The 17,191-nt window shown below is 46.8% G+C and carries 17 protein-coding genes; 12 read left to right on the forward strand and 5 right to left on the reverse strand.

Annotated elements, in window-relative coordinates; all coding sequences use genetic code 11:
- Positions 1–421 precede the first annotated feature (421 nt).
- From QUA07_RS25515 to proB, 9 genes are all read left to right on the forward strand, one after another.
- On the forward strand, positions 422–721 hold the full coding sequence (locus QUA07_RS25515; RefSeq protein ID WP_333051545.1) for a DUF1778 domain-containing protein: 300 nt from the start codon (positions 422–424) through the stop codon (positions 719–721).
- Positions 705–1,223: a GNAT family N-acetyltransferase gene (locus QUA07_RS25520; protein ID WP_333330785.1), complete on the forward strand. Its 519-nt coding sequence runs from the start codon at positions 705–707 to the stop codon at positions 1,221–1,223. Before QUA07_RS25515 ends, QUA07_RS25520 begins: the two co-directional genes overlap by 17 nt.
- A gap of 197 nt (positions 1,224–1,420) precedes the next feature.
- Entirely contained in the window at positions 1,421–2,602 is a 1,182-nt protein-coding gene (locus tag QUA07_RS25525) for a F420-0:Gamma-glutamyl ligase (RefSeq protein WP_333330789.1), read from the forward strand.
- Positions 2,603–2,793: 191 nt separating this feature from the next.
- Positions 2,794–4,125, forward strand: a complete 1,332-nt coding sequence (locus tag QUA07_RS25530; RefSeq protein ID WP_333330792.1) for a GNAT family N-acetyltransferase — start codon at positions 2,794–2,796, stop codon at positions 4,123–4,125.
- 260 nt (positions 4,126–4,385) lie between these two features.
- The gene (ruvX, locus tag QUA07_RS25535) at positions 4,386–4,847 is read left to right on the forward strand and encodes a Holliday junction resolvase RuvX (RefSeq protein ID WP_333330795.1); all 462 of its coding nucleotides are present in this window, start codon (positions 4,386–4,388) and stop codon (positions 4,845–4,847) included.
- Positions 4,848–5,160: 313 nt separating this feature from the next.
- Positions 5,161–5,739 carry a DUF3727 domain-containing protein gene (locus tag QUA07_RS25540; protein ID WP_333330798.1) on the forward strand — a complete coding sequence of 193 codons (579 nt, stop codon included), beginning with the start codon at positions 5,161–5,163 and terminating at the stop codon, positions 5,737–5,739.
- Between the two features lie 247 nt (positions 5,740–5,986).
- Positions 5,987–7,111 (forward strand): endolytic transglycosylase MltG, encoded by a 1,125-nt coding sequence (gene mltG, locus QUA07_RS25545; protein WP_333330802.1) that lies wholly within the window; start codon positions 5,987–5,989, stop codon positions 7,109–7,111.
- Positions 7,112–7,260: 149 nt separating this feature from the next.
- Positions 7,261–7,788: a YqeG family HAD IIIA-type phosphatase gene (locus QUA07_RS25550; protein ID WP_333330805.1), complete on the forward strand. Its 528-nt coding sequence runs from the start codon at positions 7,261–7,263 to the stop codon at positions 7,786–7,788.
- Entirely contained in the window at positions 7,781–8,890 is a 1,110-nt protein-coding gene (gene proB, locus QUA07_RS25555) for a glutamate 5-kinase (protein WP_333330808.1), read from the forward strand. The genes QUA07_RS25550 and proB overlap by 8 nt, the downstream gene beginning before the upstream one ends.
- A gap of 1 nt (position 8,891) precedes the next feature.
- Here proB and QUA07_RS25560 read toward each other — a convergent pair whose 3' ends face one another.
- On the reverse strand, positions 8,892–9,650 hold the full coding sequence (locus QUA07_RS25560; protein ID WP_333330811.1) for a hypothetical protein: 759 nt from the start codon (positions 9,648–9,650) through the stop codon (positions 8,892–8,894).
- Between the two features lie 638 nt (positions 9,651–10,288).
- Here QUA07_RS25560 and ndk point away from each other — a divergent pair.
- Positions 10,289–10,738, forward strand: a complete 450-nt coding sequence (ndk, locus tag QUA07_RS25565; protein WP_333035325.1) for a nucleoside-diphosphate kinase — start codon at positions 10,289–10,291, stop codon at positions 10,736–10,738.
- A 153-nt stretch (positions 10,739–10,891) separates the two neighbouring features.
- Here ndk and QUA07_RS25570 read toward each other — a convergent pair whose 3' ends face one another.
- The gene (locus QUA07_RS25570; RefSeq protein ID WP_333330813.1) at positions 10,892–11,638 is read right to left on the reverse strand and encodes a creatininase family protein; all 747 of its coding nucleotides are present in this window, start codon (positions 11,636–11,638) and stop codon (positions 10,892–10,894) included.
- 265 nt (positions 11,639–11,903) lie between these two features.
- On the opposite strand from QUA07_RS25570, the gene QUA07_RS25575 reads away from it, so the two are divergent.
- The gene (locus QUA07_RS25575; RefSeq protein ID WP_333330816.1) at positions 11,904–12,062 is read left to right on the forward strand and encodes a hypothetical protein; all 159 of its coding nucleotides are present in this window, start codon (positions 11,904–11,906) and stop codon (positions 12,060–12,062) included.
- Positions 12,063–12,172: 110 nt separating this feature from the next.
- Positions 12,173–12,913 carry a response regulator transcription factor gene (locus tag QUA07_RS25580; RefSeq protein WP_333330819.1) on the forward strand — a complete coding sequence of 247 codons (741 nt, stop codon included), beginning with the start codon at positions 12,173–12,175 and terminating at the stop codon, positions 12,911–12,913.
- Between the two features lie 448 nt (positions 12,914–13,361).
- Here the strand turns inward: QUA07_RS25580 and QUA07_RS25585 are convergent, their stop codons facing one another.
- From QUA07_RS25585 to QUA07_RS25595, 3 genes are all read right to left on the reverse strand, one after another.
- Positions 13,362–14,117, reverse strand: a complete 756-nt coding sequence (locus QUA07_RS25585; protein WP_333330822.1) for a 4'-phosphopantetheinyl transferase superfamily protein — start codon at positions 14,115–14,117, stop codon at positions 13,362–13,364.
- A 150-nt stretch (positions 14,118–14,267) separates the two neighbouring features.
- On the reverse strand, positions 14,268–15,581 hold the full coding sequence (locus tag QUA07_RS25590) for a dihydroorotase (protein ID WP_333330825.1): 1,314 nt from the start codon (positions 15,579–15,581) through the stop codon (positions 14,268–14,270).
- A gap of 216 nt (positions 15,582–15,797) precedes the next feature.
- A complete protein-coding gene (locus QUA07_RS25595) occupies positions 15,798–17,159 on the reverse strand; it encodes a histidine phosphatase family protein (RefSeq protein ID WP_333330826.1) in 1,362 nt (453 codons plus the stop codon).
- Between the last annotated feature and the right edge of the window lie 32 nt (positions 17,160–17,191).

A 17,191-nucleotide genomic window follows, 5' to 3' on the forward strand; every position in this document is an offset into this window, starting at 1 on the left:
TTTTAAATCACCCTAACCTTCCTTCAGTCTTGTCTTATGGTACTCTGGCTGCTTAAAAACTGTCCGGAGTATTGATTCTAAAAAAAGTTGCTACCATTAAATAATTGAATTAAGTGATTTGTTTTGTAGACGTTGCTGATTTACGGTCGGAAAAGCTAAATATGCAAGTCAGAGAAACCAGTATCCACAAAGATTCGGGATTTTCAACTGATTTTTTCCATACCCTGATTAAGCAACGCCAGATTTTGGAGTGATCTAACTCACGAGGAGAGCTCTTTGAACAGCAACTTGACCGCTTTAGCCACAGAAGCCCGATCGCACTTACGCGTAATTGGGCATAATTTCGATCGCTCCTAAATTTTAGCGTCACATACGGCAAAATGCCGTATATAATAGAGAGATTATATCTACCGTATTTTGTATGACTAAAACTACTAAATCGGAACCGTCAGCCCGATTGGAGGCTCGTATCAGTCCAGAGATTAAAGCCCTTTGGCAAAAAGCCGCTGACTTAGAAGGACGTACCTTAACAGATTTCGTCATCGCCAGCGTTCAAGCAGTCGCTTCCAAAGTTATTGAACAGCACCAAAGACTGAAACTTGACCTTGACGACAGCGAGGCTTTCGTAAATGCCCTACTGAATCCAACCCAGCCGAATCAAGCTCTCAAAGCAGCAGCCTTGCGCTACAAACAAGTGATGGGCGATGGTACTCACAATTGAACCCTTAGATAGCAGCAGACATCACAGAGAGCTTTTTTGTTGTGGACAAGATAGTTTGGACAACTACATCCGCAAACAAGCTTCTCAGGATATCAAAAAGAAAGTCGCAATCGTATTCGTTTTAGTGGACTCTCCCAACACAGATGTGATTGCCTATTATAGGCTTTCTGCATACACCATTGAACTCGCAGAGTTAAATGAATCTTTTGCAAAAAAGCTGCCCCGCTATCCCCTTCTACCTGCTACATTGCTCGGTCGTTTGGCAGTCGATCGTACTTACCAAGGTCAACATCTCGGTGAGTTGATTCTGATAGATGCTTTGACAAAAGCACTCTTGGCAACTGCACAAGTTGCATCTCTCGCTGTCATTGCAGAAGCTCTGGATGAGCCAGCAGCCAATTTCTATCAAAAATATGGTTTTCAAAAGTTTAAACAAAACCCGATGAAGCTTTATCTACCAATGAAATCGGTTGAAGAACTTTGTCAAACTTCTAACATTTAGTTGATTTTGTTAAAAACCGATCGCCCATCCCACTCTCCAACCCCGCCACCACAGACGCGCGATCGCCCTTACCTCTAATTTTGCATAAGTTCGATCGCCCCCAACAAACTGAACACAATCCAATTACTACCGGATCAGCGCTCAAAGTACCCGATATCGACTACAGTAAACACAAAATATTATTGGCGGTGATTTGAGTGATTGAGACTTTAGCAACAGGAATCGCAGCAGCCGGTTCGCTGCTAGCATTGGGCGGATTGGGCCTAGAGTTGAACTATCGCCGGACTGGAAGTGCAAATAAACTAGAACTAACAGCCGGAGAATGGCACTTAGCCATCTCGGAACCCAACCGCTATCTTTTAGTCGGGGAAATGGAGTTCCGCAACCTGACACAGCGATTTGAGATTATGTTGCCGGAAGTGCGGGCACAGGTGAAACTGCTGTCTGACGGAAGTTTGGATGGCGTTACCTCCGAGACAAAGGTGATTCCTTGCCACAAAGACGCAGCAGCCAGAGCAGACGATTACTGGTTCGGCTATATTGTTAAAGCCCAAAAAAACACGAAAATTAAAGTTTCTGTAGACATTCAAGGGCAAGATTTAACCAAATTGCAATCAGCTTGGGTGCAAGTACACTTCGTCACCTACGGCCCAGGTGGCCGCATCCCGAAAGTCCGTAACGTAGTAGTCCCGCTGCAATTTCCCAACTCGGAGACAGTACCTAATGCCCGAAATGTCGGAGTTGCCGAAGTTTTGCCGATTCGCACCCACATCCTGACGGAATTGGACAATCCCGTCGAAATTGTCAAGCGTTACGTGCTGCCGCGCGCCCAGAAAGGCGATATTGTCGCCCTCGCAGAGACTCCCTTGGCTTTGATGCAGGGACGCTATCGCCATCCCAGTGAAGTCAAACCAGGATGGGCGGCGAAGCGAGTGTGTTTGTTTTTCTTACCCATGTCGAGTTTGGCTACAGCTTGCGGAATGCAGACGTTGGTTGATGTAGTCGGCCCTTGGCGCGTAGTAGCAGCATTTGCGATCGGCGCTGTGGCTAAAATATTCGGTAAACCGGGAGTCTTTTACCAACTAGCAGGGGAACAAGCCAGACTGATCGACGACGTTACCGGGACTTTGCCTCCCTTCGACCAATTTATTGTCCTAGGCCCGGACAATCCCCAGCAAGTTGTAGAAGAAATTCAACGAGAAACCGGACTTGCGGCGGCGATCGTAGACGCTAATGACTTGAAAGCAGTTAAGATATTAGCAGCGACCTCCGATTTATCGGTAACATTCTTAGAGCAAGCCTTGCGAAGCAACCCCGCCGGGAATGCTGACGAGCGAACACCGGTCGTTGTAATTCGACCTCTGCAACAAAAATCTTGAGTTGAAAACAGAAAATTAAAAATTCAAAAAGATGATTTGCAATTTTTAATTTTCGATCGAGCAAGAAAGGGAGAAGAATCAAAAGTTATAAGTTTTGAAATCAAAATTTACCCATTCAAAACTCCAAACTTATCTAACTCTTCCCCTTTCTGAATTTTTATTTTTAAATTTCCATTCTCCACTTTTATGCTATGACTTCATTTCCCTCCCAAAACCAAAACCAGGTTGTGATTCGCCCGTTTCAGTATCGCGATATCGAGGTGATGGAACAACTGTGCGCGGAAACAGCCGAAGAGCCAGAAAACCGCAAGGGCGCAAGCTGCGACGTGGTACTAGGTAGAAAGTTGCAGCAGATTCGTCGCTGGTACGGACTACTAAAGATTTTTAGCTTGTTTCCCAACCCTTGTCAGTCCCTGTTCCGGGCCCATGTTGCCGAAGAAGAAGGGAGCGTTAAGGGCATAATTCAGATTTCTCCTTTCAACCGCACCCGCAGCACTTGGCGGATCGATCGCATAGGAGTAGACCCGGAAGCCCGCAGCAAAGGAATTGGTTCCATGCTGCTGCGGTACTGCTTTGAGGCAGTCTGGGAGGCGCGCACGTGGCTGTTGGAAGTGAATGTCGGCGACAACACTTCCTTGGCTTTGTATCGGCAAAACGGGTTTCAGCCTTTGGCCCAGATGACTTACTGGACGATCGCCCCAGAACGCCTGCAAGAAATGGCTTCCTCGACGCCAGATTTGCCCAACCTGCTGCCCGTCAGCAACGCAGACGCTCAGTTGCTATACCAACTGGATACCGCGTCTATGCCGCCGCTGGTGCGCCAAGTATTCGATCGCCACATTCAAGATTTCAAAACCAGTTTTTTCGGCGCTTTAGTCGAAGGTGTCAGACAGTGGCTGGGCAAAACCGAGGTAGTCAGTGGCTACGTGTTTGAACCGCAGCGCAAAGCCGCGATCGGCTATTTTCAGGTGCAGCTATCCCGCAACGGCCAGCAACCGCACGTCGCCCAGTTGACTGTACACCCGGCCTACACTTGGCTTTACCCAGAACTACTGTCCCAGATGGCGCGGCTGGTTCAAGATTTCCCGGTTCAAAGCCTGCAACTGGCTTCCGCTGACTATCAGCCGGAACGGGAAGCTTATTTAGAGCAATTTGGAGCAGTGCGCGTGGAACACAGTTTGCTGATGTCTCGATCGGTGTGGCACAAATTGCGCGAGTCCAAGTTGGTCTCTCTCGAAGGACTCCAGCTATCAGAAATGCTGCAAAGCTTCCAGCCAACTCGCAAACCAGTACCGGGCCGGATGTCCTGGCTCGGCCCGATGGCTGGGGAAGCCACAGCCGGGCCCGCATCCTCCGAGATCAAACCTCTGTTGGCTGACTCAGGAAACAGCCAAACGAATCAAGTTAACCCCTTGAACTTCCAGAATTCCGAATCAGCAGCAAGAGATCCCAGCAGTATTTTGCCTCTAAATTTGCCGGAGTTGCCTCTAGACGGCGGCGGGCCGGGAGAAGTTAATTCTTAATAAGTGAAAGCAGAAGGTAGAAGGTAGAAGGCAGAAAAAAAGAAAATTAATCATCCAAGAAATTCATTTTTTTCTGTCATCATCCCAAAATCTCCCTTCTGCTTTTGATTGATATCAACTTAAGATTACCTATTTTCTTATTACTTTCTTCTCTTCTTCCTTCGAGCACTTCGCGTCTTCGCGGTTCGTCAAATAAGATTATTTCCGCAAAAAAACAGTAAATCTAAAATCTAAAATCTAAAATCTAAAATTGATTGATAATGTCCAACGATAAATTATGGATTTCTGCACTGGGATTAGATATCGGCCTCAAACGAGTCGGCATCGCCGGATGTGACGGCACCGGTTTAATAGCTACGGGCATTACAACACTGGTACGATCGTCCTTCGATCGAGACGTAGCTTATCTCCGAGAACTCGTGCGAGAGCGGAGAGTGCAAATTTTGGTTGCAGGCTTGCCTTACTCCCTGAGCGGAGAATTGGGTGCTCAAGCCCGACAGGTGCAGAAATATGCGAATCGCATCGCCTCCGCCTTAGAGCTCCCCCTAGAATACGTGGACGAGCGCCTGACTTCGGTTGAGGCAGAGGAATTGATGAAAGCTTCAGGGATTTCGCCGTCGCAAAATAATAAGGGTTCGATAGATCGCAAAGCAGCAGCCCTGATTTTGCAGCAGTGGCTAGACGAGCGGAGGCAAAATATCTCCGCCCTTCCCAATCCTTGATAGGTGGTAACAAAGGCGTGATATCCTGGTTGTGCAAGTTTGCTACGCACACCTGTAACCCTTGACAAAATGGAGAAAATTCTGCTGTACCCTCGGTACTGAAGAAGCACAAAATCGTGATTTGTCCTCAGTGTCGCTTGCTGACTCGACTGAGATTTAAACGCTGCACTCCTCGCCTGTGGAAAAGGTCGCGAGTCTCGCGGTTTAAGCTGGTGGACTGGCGATCGCCCACTTAGCCAGAATATCGCCACGAAAATTCCCAATTGTCAAGCAAACGTTACTGAATTATTGACGGAAAACTAAGATACACGCGATGTCCTCATCCCCATACCGCAAAAAAGAGAATGGCAATTCCAACGAAGAGTCCGTCACCCTGACGGATGAAGTTGGGCGATCGCTGACTTGCAACATAGAATATTCTATGAACCTAGAAGGTGAAGAATACGCTTTGCTGCTGCCAATTGACTCCCCAGTAGAAATTTTTACCTGGCACGGAGACGATAACGACGAAGCTGCAATTCCTGTAGAAGACGAGACCGAAATTGACAAAATTTTTGATACCGCTAAAGTTGTCCTGCAAGAGCAGAACTTGACGCTCCGGCGCACGGCGGTGACGTTGACTGTGGTTGGCGAATTGCCGGAATTTCCCGAAGAGGATATGGCATCCGATGTCGATCCAGATGAGGAGTCCGAGTTCGAGGAACTGATGTGGCTGACCAGTTTCTACCACGAAGAACAGGAATATGCGATTTATACGCCTCTAGACCCGTTCTTTATCTTGGCTAGAATGGATGACGACGGCAAGCCAGAATTGCTCTCGGAAGAAGAGTTCCAAAGGCTGGAACCGATGTTACCTATGCTGGAAGACCAGTTCTTTGACGAGCTTGATTAGATATTAATTGCAGGCACAAGCCCTGATGGCAAAAAGCAGAATTTTTTACTATTTTATAAAAAAGTAAACTGCTCGCCCGATCGAACTTTTTCGAGATGGCAGCTTCTGCCTCCGCGATCGGGCTTTTGAATTGGGCCGCGTGAATTGGGTCTTTTAAAGGGCTTGTATTCGTAACTTTTCGGTCATCAATCGCAGGTCATCAGTCATTAGTCGCTAGTTACCCGCCGCTTATCCAAGACAACGGACTATGAATAAAGAACAAATGACAAAAGGCAGCGCGCGCGAGAGCCGAAAAGGTACTCCGCAAGTCTCTAAATGGTTGTTTTATCTGGCGTTGCTGCCGGTAATCTGGGGGGTTTGCGCTTGGCAAGGCTGGGCTTGGTGGAGCTGGGCTTCGGCGCCGCCTAAAATAACATCCTCATCGGGGAATCCGGCAGAGGATGCTGCTGTTTCGATCCAAATCCCGGAGGGTACTCCCAGTCAAAAAATTGGCCGGGATTTAGAGGCAGCGGGGCTGATTCGATCGAGCTCGGCATGGAATATGTGGGCCCGCTGGCTGACTCTGCAAAACCGCGAGGGAGGTTTTCAAGCAGGAACTTACCAACTGTCGCCGACTCAGCCTCTGAGTGCAGTTGCTGACAAAATTTGGAAGGGCGAAGTCGTACAGCAGAGTTTCACTATTCCAGAAGGATGGTCGCTGCAACAAATGAGCGCTTATTTTGAAGCGCAAGGTTTTTTCCCGGCTAAGGAGTTTATGGCGGCCGCGAGTCAAATTCCTTACGCTCAATACCCTTGGCTACCGAGCGGATTGCCTCATTTGGAAGGTTTTTTGTACCCGGATACTTATCAGCTAGACGGCGATAGAATTACTCCTCAAGCTGTGATCACACAAATGCTCACCCGTTTCGAGCAGACAGCTTTGCCGGTATATCAAAAAAATCAGAATAATACGAAGCTTTCTCTCAAAGAATGGGTGACTTTGGCCAGTATTGTAGAAAAAGAAGCTGTGGTTGCTTCCGAGCGGAACCGCATTTCTGGAGTGTTCAACAACCGTCTGAAAAAGGGTATGGCGTTGGGCTCTGACCCGACAGTTGAATACGCTCTCGGCATCAGGCAAACTAAGGAAAAGCCTCTGACTTTTAAGCAAGTAGAAACGCCTTCTCCTTACAATACTTATATAAATCCAGGACTACCCCCAACTCCGATCGCATCTCCGGGAATAGCAAGTTTGGAAGCGACTCTGACTCCAGAAAATACAGAATACCTGTATTTTATGGCGCGGTATGACGGCACTCACATTTTCAGCCGCACGCAGGCGGAACACGATGCGGCTGTGGCTAAAGTTGACCGACAAGTGCGATCGGGTCAATAGATGGGCAATGACTAATAAAAAAGTAAAAAGTCAAAAGTAACAAAGGAAAAGCAATAATTATTCACTTTTGATTTTTTACTTTTTCAATCTTTAACTCCCAATTTCTTATTTCTCAATCTAAAATCTAAAATCTAAAATCTAAAATCATTATGACTTGGGGTAAACTACTACAGCCTGACTTAGTTCTAGGCGATTCAGTCATGAAGTTAACGGCTGATATTCTGGAGAAATATCAGATTAAAGGATTAGTGTTGGATGTGGACGAAACTCTTGTTCCCATTACGGCTATGAATGCTTCTCCTGAACTCAGCTTGTGGGTACAAGAAATTAAACCCGTGGTATCGCTATGGTTGGCAAGCAATAATTTAAGTCAAAATCGGATCGGTCGAATTGCTGATTCTTTGAATCTACCATACATCACTGGTGCTGCTAAACCGTCGCGCCGCAAGTTGCGAACAGCAGTGACGGCGATGAATTTGCCGGTGGAACAGGTGGCGATGGTGGGCGATCGACTTTTTACTGATGTTTTAGCAGGCAATCGTTTGGGTATGTTTACTATTTTAGTAGAACCAATGGTTGATGCTGGGTATGCGCTTCGCAAGTATCCGGTGCGCTCTTTTGAAGTTTGGGTTTCTCAAGCTTTGGGAGCATCTCTGAAAATTAAAGATCATGACTAAAACTATTGTTGTTAAAATTGGAACTTCGACTCTGACTCGATCGACTACAGGAAACTTAGCTCTTTCAACTATTGCTGCATTGGTCGAAATTTTAGCTGATTTGCGGCAGCAAGGTCATCGAGTAGTTTTGGTTTCTTCGGGTGCGGTTGGGGTTGGCTGCGCGCGCTTGGGTTTGACTGAACGCCCGCGAAACATAGCTATGAAACAGGCTGTGGCGGCTGTGGGCCAAGGGCGGCTGATGCGGGTGTACGATGACTTGTTTACTACTCTGCAACAGCCGATCGCTCAAGTATTGCTCACCAGGGGCGATTTAGTGCAGCGTAACGGTTATGTTAACGCTTACAATACTTTTCAGCAATTGCTCAGGTTGGGCGTGATTCCGATCGTCAATGAAAACGATACAGTAGCGGTAGACGAGCTCAAATTTGGCGATAACGACACGCTTTCGGCGCTAGTAGCGAGTTTGGTAGAAGCAGATTGGTTGTTTGTGCTCACAGATGTCGATCGGCTGTATTCCGCCGATCCGCGCAGCAATCCCGACGCGCAGCCGATCGCCCTAGTCCAAAGTATGGCACAGCTCACAGAATTTCAGGTGCAAACAGGAGATTCCCGCAGCGGTTGGGGAACCGGCGGAATGGTGACAAAAATTGAAGCGGCGAGAATAGCAACTGCATCGGGAGTGCGGACTGTCATCACTGACGGCTGCTTTCCTGGTAATATCGAGAAAATACTTAACGGAGAGTCGATCGGTACTCAATTCGAGCCTCAACCGCGCCCTGTAAACGCTCGCAAACACTGGATAGCTAACGTGCTAATTCCAGCAGGAAAACTATATTTAGATGCGGGTGCTGTCAAGGCAATTTCCCACGGTGGAAAATCGCTTTTAGCTGCGGGTATTGCTCAAGTAGAAGGAGAATTTCAAGCTGATGATTCCGTGCAGTTGTGCGATGCAGCCGGCAAGCAAATTGCTAGAGGACTTGTGAATTATAGCAGTTTAGAACTGAGACAAATCCAGGGCTGCAAGTCAGAGAAAATTGCTGATATTTTAGGCTATGCAGGCGTAGAAACGGCGGTACACCGAGATAATTTAGTGATTGTTTAAACTAACAAATATCGAGACAGTCGATCGGGCAATGAGCAAAGGCAGAAATTGAGGATATTTGCAGCACAGTCTTGCAAGAATTTGTTTGGCTGTGTTGGAACAGCTCGTTCATCGCTTCTGTAAACAGTTCAAATAAGTTTTGTGCTAATTCTAAAGCTGCTTGGTATTCCGCATCTGTAAGTTTGATCTCTGCTAAAATTTGCAACATCTCTGGCGTGTTTAAAAGGTGATAATTTTCTAAACCCCCATAAGAACCTCCAAAATCAACAGATTCTTTTTGGTTAATTTGCTGTAATTCCATTACCACTGCTAGCGCCGCCTCAAAAAAAACTTGGGCAGTTCCTTCGAGGACTTCCACTAACACCAGTTTCTGAATGGGAGAGGCTTTCCAAGCGTAGCGTTCGATCACTGAACAAAGCGATCGAGTTTTTTTAGTTTCTTCACCCCAAAGCATTCTGAAATCGCCGTAACTCATTAATTGGTTTAAGCCCAGCTCCTCTAGGTATTCTAGATAGTCGTGCCAATAATAGTTTTTTTTATAAGTATATTTATTAATCAGTTCCTGAACGTTGTTATTACTAGAAGATTCTCGCAGCACATATTTATTTAAATCGCTCAAGCCCACAGCCAAAGGAGCGAGTACAGGTGCAAAAATTAGTCGTTGATTCGCGTGAATATCTTTGTTGGCTAGAAAGTCAAACAAGGGCAATTTTGCAAACTCTTGCTTTTTGGGTTCAATGAATGCTACAATGGCTTTCATACTTTTTTCGCCTAAATGGTTGCTGTCAAGATAATCTTCATACCTCCGTTAATTATCTATATTATCGAGCATAAATAATTGTGTTTATTATCATACATATTTGTATTTTAGATCATAGGTAAGAGTGTTGGCAGTCACAGGAAATTGTGACTTGTATCATATTGTGCCAGAAGTTCGAGCATCTGATTCACTAGAGATAAAATGTTCTACATTTAGATTGCATATTTCAGGCATTGCTCAAAGCGACCCCACAAAAGTTGGATTATTTTTTGACAGGCAAGTTAAAGGCTGATTAGCTTATCTAGGCAAGTGAGCATTCTGCTCGAACTCCTAAAAAATGGTGTTTACAAAATCGGGATGCTGCCTGCAAATCAGTCCTAGACGCATAGGAGTCTCGAAACCAGGTTTCTTTGCAGATTCATCGCTGCTCAACAAAAATTTTTCTGAGAAACCCGGTTTCTTTAACCCTTGGTTTTATTGCTTCTTCCCTCTTTCCTCTTCCCTCTTGTTATTCCTTCTTCCTTCTTCCTGTGGCCATAAGTCTCAAAATAACAATTTCCCATTCTCAGAATTGCCTTTAGGTGCGTTCTGAGTTACTCTATCTTTTGGATCAGTTAACACAATTATAGGAGTTAATCTTGGAACGGACTTTTTTAGCGATTAAGCCCGACGGCGTACAGCGCGGACTCGTCGGCGAAATTATCGGTCGTTTTGAAGCCAAGGGCTTTAAGTTAGTTGGCATGAAGCTGATGACGGCGAGTCGCGAACTAGCGGAACAACATTATGATGTTCACAAAGAAAAACCCTTCTTTGCTGGATTGGTAAACTTTATCACTTCAGGCCCTGTAGTGGCGATGGTTTGGGAAGGCGACGGCGTTGTGGCATCGGCGAGAAAAATCATTGGCGCCACAAATCCTCTGAATGCAGAACCTGCGACAATTCGGGGCGATTTTGCCGTCAATGTCGGCCGTAATCTCATTCACGGTTCTGATGCTGTCGAGACTGCCCGTGCGGAAATTAGCCTTTGGTTCAAGGAAGAAGAATTGAGTGCTTGGACACCTTGTTTAACTCCTTGGATTGTGGAATAGTTTTGATATTCTCCCGGTGGTTAATCGGGAGATATAGCCTTTTTTAGACAGATGAAATATCATGTCGCTGACTCACTCATAACTGTAAACTATAGAATAGTTTGAGATGTTTACTCGTTACCAGGAGCTGGCTGGTAACGAGAAGAAAAAACGTTAATCGGAACTTAAAAACTCCAAATAATTATTAGTCAATTCTTTGACTGCTAATTCGTAAAACTGTTGACCGTGTTCGGGGGTTGCTAAGCCCGGATTTGAACCCATTCTCCCGTCGGGAAATCGGCGGCGGAAGTCAGCGGCACCGTAAATTTTGTGTCCGGAACCGACTTGTTCCGAAAGCTGAGCTTGCTTGATTGCTTCTGGATAAAGGTACTGGGTTAAGGCGACTTCGCTGGGGGTGGCGTGGGAACCTTCTTGGTTTCCGTATAATTCTTTTGCTAGTTGGTAAACTGAACCGCACATGAACCAGTTGCCGATTTGACACTGGATTTTATCGGCATTGGGTAAATGCAAGTCTGACAAATGCGCGTATGTCTCGGAAAATGCTGCTTTCATTGTCGCAATGTTGCCACCATGACCGTTAATGAAGAAATATTTCTCAAATCCCGCTTTTGCCAAAGATGTGATATAATCCCTGATTACCAGTATTAGAGTCTGGGGTCGGAAGCTGATTGTGCCGGGAAAGCTGGTGTGGTGCAAGGCCATCCCGACATTAATTGTGGGGCCGATTAAGGCATTGGCAGCTTCGCCGACACCGCGGGCGATCGCCTCGGCAGCAATGGCGTCAGTCCCGATCAAGCCGGTGGGCCCGTGCTGTTCCGTGGAGCCGATCGGGATAATTATGCCGAGGGAGCTTTCGAGATAAGCTTCTACCTCGGGCCAGGTACTCAAATGCAGCAACATGATAGGCAGTCTACAGAATTTTTACTTGCTATCGTCGATCGTAGCCGGCACGGGAAAAAAAAGGACTTTGGGGCAACTTATTATTGTATTATTAAAAAAAGCTCTTAAAGTGCGATCGCACCTTTACCGTTATATTACTTAACGTTAATAATTTAACCACTTAATAACCAAAACTTTACCTTTTAATAACCTTTTAAGAGTAGTATAACAAGCATATCCCTCTAGATTGGGTGTTACGTGGTCAATTAACAGCGGGCAATGTTTTATGAAATTAACACCGACCCCGAAAAATGACCAGACTTCTGTGGCCTGGACGCAGGCAGACAGCGCGGTTCCGACAACTGCTCTACGGCTGTATTCCTTACACGAGCAAGTAGCAAAGGTCGAGCGCGTGCCTGTAGGATGGGCTGGCGAAAGATTCTAAGCGATCAAACAAATGGCGATCGTACAAGCGATCGCAGCGCGAGAGTACCTCAGCTACTGAAGAAGGTACCTCGCGCTAGCCACATACAAACATCACTCCCACTGATATTTATGTCTTCTGCTGAATTAAGCGAAAGTCCTTCAAGGTTGGCTGTTGGACAAGCCGGCCGTATCTTGTTATTGGAAGGTGAAGATCTGTTGCGGGAAATGCTAGCTTTAGCCCTTAAAGAACAGGGCTACGAGGTGGTGGTTACTAGCGACGGGCGCAACGCTTTGCCTTCTGTACAGGCTGCTTCGTCATACCACGGTGAATTTGCCTTTAACCTGTTAATTATGGATTCAATTAACGGTTTGGATCTGTGTCGAATGTTACGGCATCAAGGAAATCCCGTCCCTATTTTGATTATCGGTGCTAGAGGAAGTGCCAACAATTGCGCTTTTTATCTAGAAGCCGGATCGGATGATTATCTGACCAAGCCTTTTGGAATGCGGGAGTTTATCGCTCGCTGTCGGGCGCTGATGCGACGCCAGCGCCTCGGTCATTTGCGACAACCGATGATGCTGCAATATAAGAGCATAACTTTGTATCCTGAAGAGTGCCGCGTGTTGGTTCGTGGTCTGGAAGTCAAATTTTCTCCTAAACAGTTTCGCTTACTAGAACTATTTATGAGTTATCCCCGGCGAGTTTGGTCTCGTGATCAGTTGCTGGAAAAAATTTGGGGTCAAGATTTTATCGGAGACAGCAAAACAGTTGACGTTCACATCCGCTGGCTGCGCGAAAAGTTGGAAATAGATCCGGCCCAACCGGAATATATCATTACGGTACGAGGGTTTGGCTATCGATTTGGTTAAATTATTAAATCAGTTGTAGAGTGGCAAATTGCAGTCAAATAAACGTAGGGGCACAACATTGTTGTGTCCTTATTGGTCTATGTAGAGTTCGCAATGCAAGAACTTGAAGGCTCAACCCGTAGACCTATTGTAGTGACCATTGCCGTGATATTTTACCTTTGGCGATCGGTATAAACTCACATCTTGCACCATTCTCAAGAACAGGCTTTCCGGCCTGTTCCACAAAGAGTGAATTTTCTTGTGGAACAGGCCGGAAAGCCTGTTTATAAAAAGCTTATTGAGAATGATGCAACATCTCAGCATAATATCGTTTCCGGTTGCATCGGAATAATAAAATAGAGTCAACAGTTAACACTCAACCATTCAGTTTTCGATCCGCCCGGTCAACAGTCAACAGTCAACAGTCAACAGTCAACAATAATTCCGGTGCAACCGGAATTGATATAAATCAAAACTCCCCCGTCCACTCCCAACAATGAAGTTTCCAGCAATCTCCTGCAACCGCAACAGCCGCCACCATATCTGAACTGGGAATTAATTCAATTAAAGACCATCTCGATGCTTCTTCGGGGTTGTCTTCAACATTTAACAGCGCGGCAGGTTCTCCTGGTGCTAGGGTGACATCAAACTGATTCAGGGGAATAGAAAGTCCTTTGCCGACTGCTTTGATATAGGCTTCTTTGCGAGTCCAGCAGGTGAAAAAAGCTCTGGGTTGGAGATGTTCTGGAAGCGAAAGCAACACAGAGTATTCTAAGGGTGAAAAAAACTTGTCAGCAATTTCTAGGCAAGGAAAGTTTGGATTTATGCCTTCAATATCGACACCAATATCTCGATTTTTGGTAATCGCAATTAGAGCAATGTTTCCTGAGTGAGACAAATTGAAACGCAGGGTATTTCCACCTTGGGCGGCGATGATAGAGGGTTTGCCGTAGGGATTGTAGTCAAAGCGCAAAATGTGAGGATTTATGTTAAGATAGCGACTCAGAATCGCTCTGAGTGTCCCACGACTGACAATAAATTGCGATCGACCTTTGGGAAAGTGAAAACTCTCGGCTTTTGTCCGCTCGTCTGCTGAGAGAGTCTGCTGTAAACTCTCCAAGCAAGATTCAGTTTGAGCTAGAGAAACGCGCCAAACATGAATTTCGCCCCGATCCAATGTCAAGTCTAGCGGTGGAGAATTCCACGAAGGAACGACAGCAATCATGTATTTACCCTGCCTTATCAAAAGCTTCCACTTACCAAATTACCGCTCTTCTTCTTTCCCTTCTTTCTCTTCCTTCGCGCCCTAGCGCTTACGCGCGGCTTCGCCTAACGCGCCCTTCGCGGTTCGTTAAATAAGTCCCAATTCCAACCGTCAATAAATCCAAGTTTGCACAACTTTTCCTGCTATTTTTTGTCCCAACCAAGGCGTATTTGCCGATCGCGACTTCAGACTTTGCCCGTCAACAGTCCAACTCATTTCCGGGTCGAACAAAATCAACTCAGCAGAGACTCCCGGCGCAACGATGGGGGGAGTTTGTCCGAGACAAACGGCAGGGCCTGCGCTCAACACTCGCCACAGTTCTAAAGCTGAAAATTCGCCAGTTTCTACCAGTCCGTGCCATAGTAAAGGCAAAGCTAATTCCAAGCCGATCGCCCCGGGCGGACTATCAGCAAAAGCCACAGTTTTCTCCTCATAAGTATGCGGGTTGTGGTCGATCGCGATCGCATCAATTACGCCATCTTTCACAGCTTGAATCAGCGCTAATTGGTCGCTGAGATTCCCTAACGGCGGTTCTATGCGTAAATTCGGCTCATAGGGCAACGAAGCAGTCAGAGCATTTTTCCCGCCGGAATCTTTAGAGTTTCCTGAAACTGCCCCGACATTCAACAGCAAGTGCATCCAAGTCACACTCGCAGTCACCGGCAAACCCCGCGCCTTCGCATCTCGAATCAATTCCACGCTGCGGGCTGTAGAAACGCGCATAATGTGCACCGGAGTGTCCGCAGATGCCACCAACTCCAGAATTACCGCCAAAGCCGAAGTTTCCGCACTCGCCGGAATTCCTGGTAAACCCAAGCGTACCGACAGCGCACCCTCTCTCACCGCGCCATTTCCTGCCAAAGTTCGATCGCACGGCCACAAAGCCACAGACTTGCCCAAAGGCTTGATATACTCCAGCAAACGCCTCACCAGAGCCGGATTAGACAGCGGTAAACCGTCTGCAAAACCCACCACTGGACAGGAAGCCAGCTCGCCCAACTCTGCCATCTGCTGCCCTTTAACGCCCGCTGTCAGCGCTCCCCAAAAATACAAGCTGGGCAGCCCGGGCGGCAAATTGCGGATATGTTGCTGCAACAAAGCTAAACCGGCCAAATTGTCAACAGGTGGCGAGGTATCCGGCAAAATCGCCACTCGCGTAAAACCCCCAGCCGCCGCAGCCTGCATCAAAGATTCCAGGGTTTCTCGATCCTCAAAACCCGGTTCTCCGCTGTGACTGTAGATATCAGTTAGCCCCGGCCCCAAAATCAGTCCCTGGCAATCCCGCACTTGGGTCTCAGCGGGAAACTCAGCAATTTTTTCTGCAATGGCTTCGATCTGGCCTTCGGTAATTAGAATATCAGCGATGCGATCGCTCCCTGAAACTGGATCTAGCACTCGTACATTTTGTAGCAGTTCGCGGCTCATATAACAGAAGGAAGAAGGAAGTTCGGCAACGGATTATGTAACGGATGTAATGGAGCTCAGGAAGATGGAAGAAGCAATCCACGGCATTAGTTTCAGGAATTAAGAACTTCCTAAGCGTCGGGCGCGGTTGTTATCCAAATTCAAACATTTTTCAGGCGCGAACCCGTAGCGGTGGGCGTTCCTTCCGCTACGGGTTCGCGCTCAGCACTTTACTAATTAGAGTGCTCCGGCTGCTGTTTTGTCAAAAACGCCGCCGCTCAAATGAGTTGTGACATTCATCGCTTGTAATACCGGCAAACCATCGGGGCCGTGGGGATAATCAATCACGCTAACGGCTCCGTTTCCTTGTTTGAATTTCCAGAAATGTTCTGGTTCCAAACCGAATAGGTGGCAGAGAATTGCTTTGTTAATGGCATCGTGAGCAACTACAATCCCAGTACCAGAAACAGATTGTACAATTTCGCGCCAAGCTGCGATCGCTCTCTGCCAAACTTGCTGCAAATTCTCTCCTTCCGGCATTTGCACTGTTTCAGGAGATGTTTTCCATTCTGCTAGCAAACCCGGATAGGATTGTTCGATTTCTGACTCAAATTTTCCTTCCCAAAGTCCGTGGCTGATTTCTCTCAAGTCATCGCGCAGTTCCAGTTGCAAACCGCCGTGATATTTGAGAATAATTTCCGCAGTTTCTTTCGGGCGCAGCATCGAACTGCTAATCGCAAAATCTAAGTTTACATCCTTGAGAAATTCTGCCGCCCGCCGGGACTGTTCGCGGCCGTTATCGTTGAGAGGCACGTCAATTTGCCCTTGAAATTTACCTGCTTTATTCCAGTCGGTTTCGCCGTGACGCACCAGTAACAAGCGCGGGCCTTGGTGTCCGTCCCTCGGTTTGGGAAAAATTTCCCCGGTATGGGAAGTTAAATTAACCGACTCTAATTGAACTGGAACTTTCTTTTTTGGCTCTCCAAGTACGTCGTTGGGAACAGGGGAAGTTCCAAAATTAATGACGCTAATTCCGCAATTTGACTGTTGAATTGATTGATAGTAATCCGGGGTAATTTCCGACGCGGTGGCGATGAGAGCGCGGTTGATTCCGTTGTGACCTACTACTAGAATTGTGCCGTCCTGGTGACGCGATAAAAGTTCTTGCCAAAAATGACGGGCGTTAGCAAAAATTGCCAATACGGGAAAGTGTTCGATTTCGCCATCCACAGATGGCAGTTTCATGGAAAATTTGTCTGGCTGTCTTTGCCACTGCTGATATGCTTCGGGGAATTTGTCGATCGCATCTTGGCGCAACATTCCTTCCCACAGAGGCAAATCGATTTCCATCAAATTATCAGTTGGCTGGAGTTGTGGCGGATTTGTCAAGCGCGACAGGATGATTTCCGCTGTTTCTTTGGCTCGTTGCAGGGGACTGGTATAGGCGGCATCAAAGGCAATACTGCTGAGTGTGTCGCCTACTTGCAGGGCGGCGCTGCGGCCTGCTTCTGTCAAAATTGATTTATCGAGGCGGCCTTGGATGCGGCGTTCTTGATTGTAGGTGCTTTTGCCGTGACGGACTAAGATAATGCGAGTCATTCGATTTTAGATTTTAGATTTTAGATTTTAGA

Source organism: Microcoleus sp. T3_A4 (genome assembly GCF_036700465.1).
Taxonomy (GTDB): Bacteria; Cyanobacteriota; Cyanobacteriia; order Cyanobacteriales; family Microcoleaceae; genus Microcoleus.

Coding starts and splice junctions, on each gene's coding strand:
- QUA07_RS25580 (WP_333330819.1), top strand. CDS start 12,173: ATGTCTTCTGCTGAATTAAGCGAAAGTCCTTCAAGGTTGGCTGTTGGA.
- QUA07_RS25530 (WP_333330792.1), top strand. CDS start 2,794: ATGACTTCATTTCCCTCCCAAAACCAAAACCAGGTTGTGATTCGCCCG.
- QUA07_RS25550 (WP_333330805.1), top strand. CDS start 7,261: ATGACTTGGGGTAAACTACTACAGCCTGACTTAGTTCTAGGCGATTCA.
- mltG (WP_333330802.1), top strand. CDS start 5,987: ATGAATAAAGAACAAATGACAAAAGGCAGCGCGCGCGAGAGCCGAAAA.
- QUA07_RS25515 (WP_333051545.1), top strand. CDS start 422: ATGACTAAAACTACTAAATCGGAACCGTCAGCCCGATTGGAGGCTCGT.
- proB (WP_333330808.1), top strand. CDS start 7,781: ATGACTAAAACTATTGTTGTTAAAATTGGAACTTCGACTCTGACTCGA.
- ruvX (WP_333330795.1), top strand. CDS start 4,386: ATGTCCAACGATAAATTATGGATTTCTGCACTGGGATTAGATATCGGC.
- QUA07_RS25570 (WP_333330813.1), bottom strand. CDS start 11,638: ATGTTGCTGCATTTGAGTACCTGGCCCGAGGTAGAAGCTTATCTCGAA.
- QUA07_RS25520 (WP_333330785.1), top strand. CDS start 705: ATGGTACTCACAATTGAACCCTTAGATAGCAGCAGACATCACAGAGAG.
- QUA07_RS25585 (WP_333330822.1), bottom strand. CDS start 14,117: ATGATTGCTGTCGTTCCTTCGTGGAATTCTCCACCGCTAGACTTGACA.
- QUA07_RS25590 (WP_333330825.1), bottom strand. CDS start 15,581: ATGAGCCGCGAACTGCTACAAAATGTACGAGTGCTAGATCCAGTTTCA.
- QUA07_RS25595 (WP_333330826.1), bottom strand. CDS start 17,159: ATGACTCGCATTATCTTAGTCCGTCACGGCAAAAGCACCTACAATCAA.
- QUA07_RS25575 (WP_333330816.1), top strand. CDS start 11,904: ATGAAATTAACACCGACCCCGAAAAATGACCAGACTTCTGTGGCCTGG.
- QUA07_RS25540 (WP_333330798.1), top strand. CDS start 5,161: ATGTCCTCATCCCCATACCGCAAAAAAGAGAATGGCAATTCCAACGAA.
- QUA07_RS25560 (WP_333330811.1), bottom strand. CDS start 9,650: ATGAAAGCCATTGTAGCATTCATTGAACCCAAAAAGCAAGAGTTTGCA.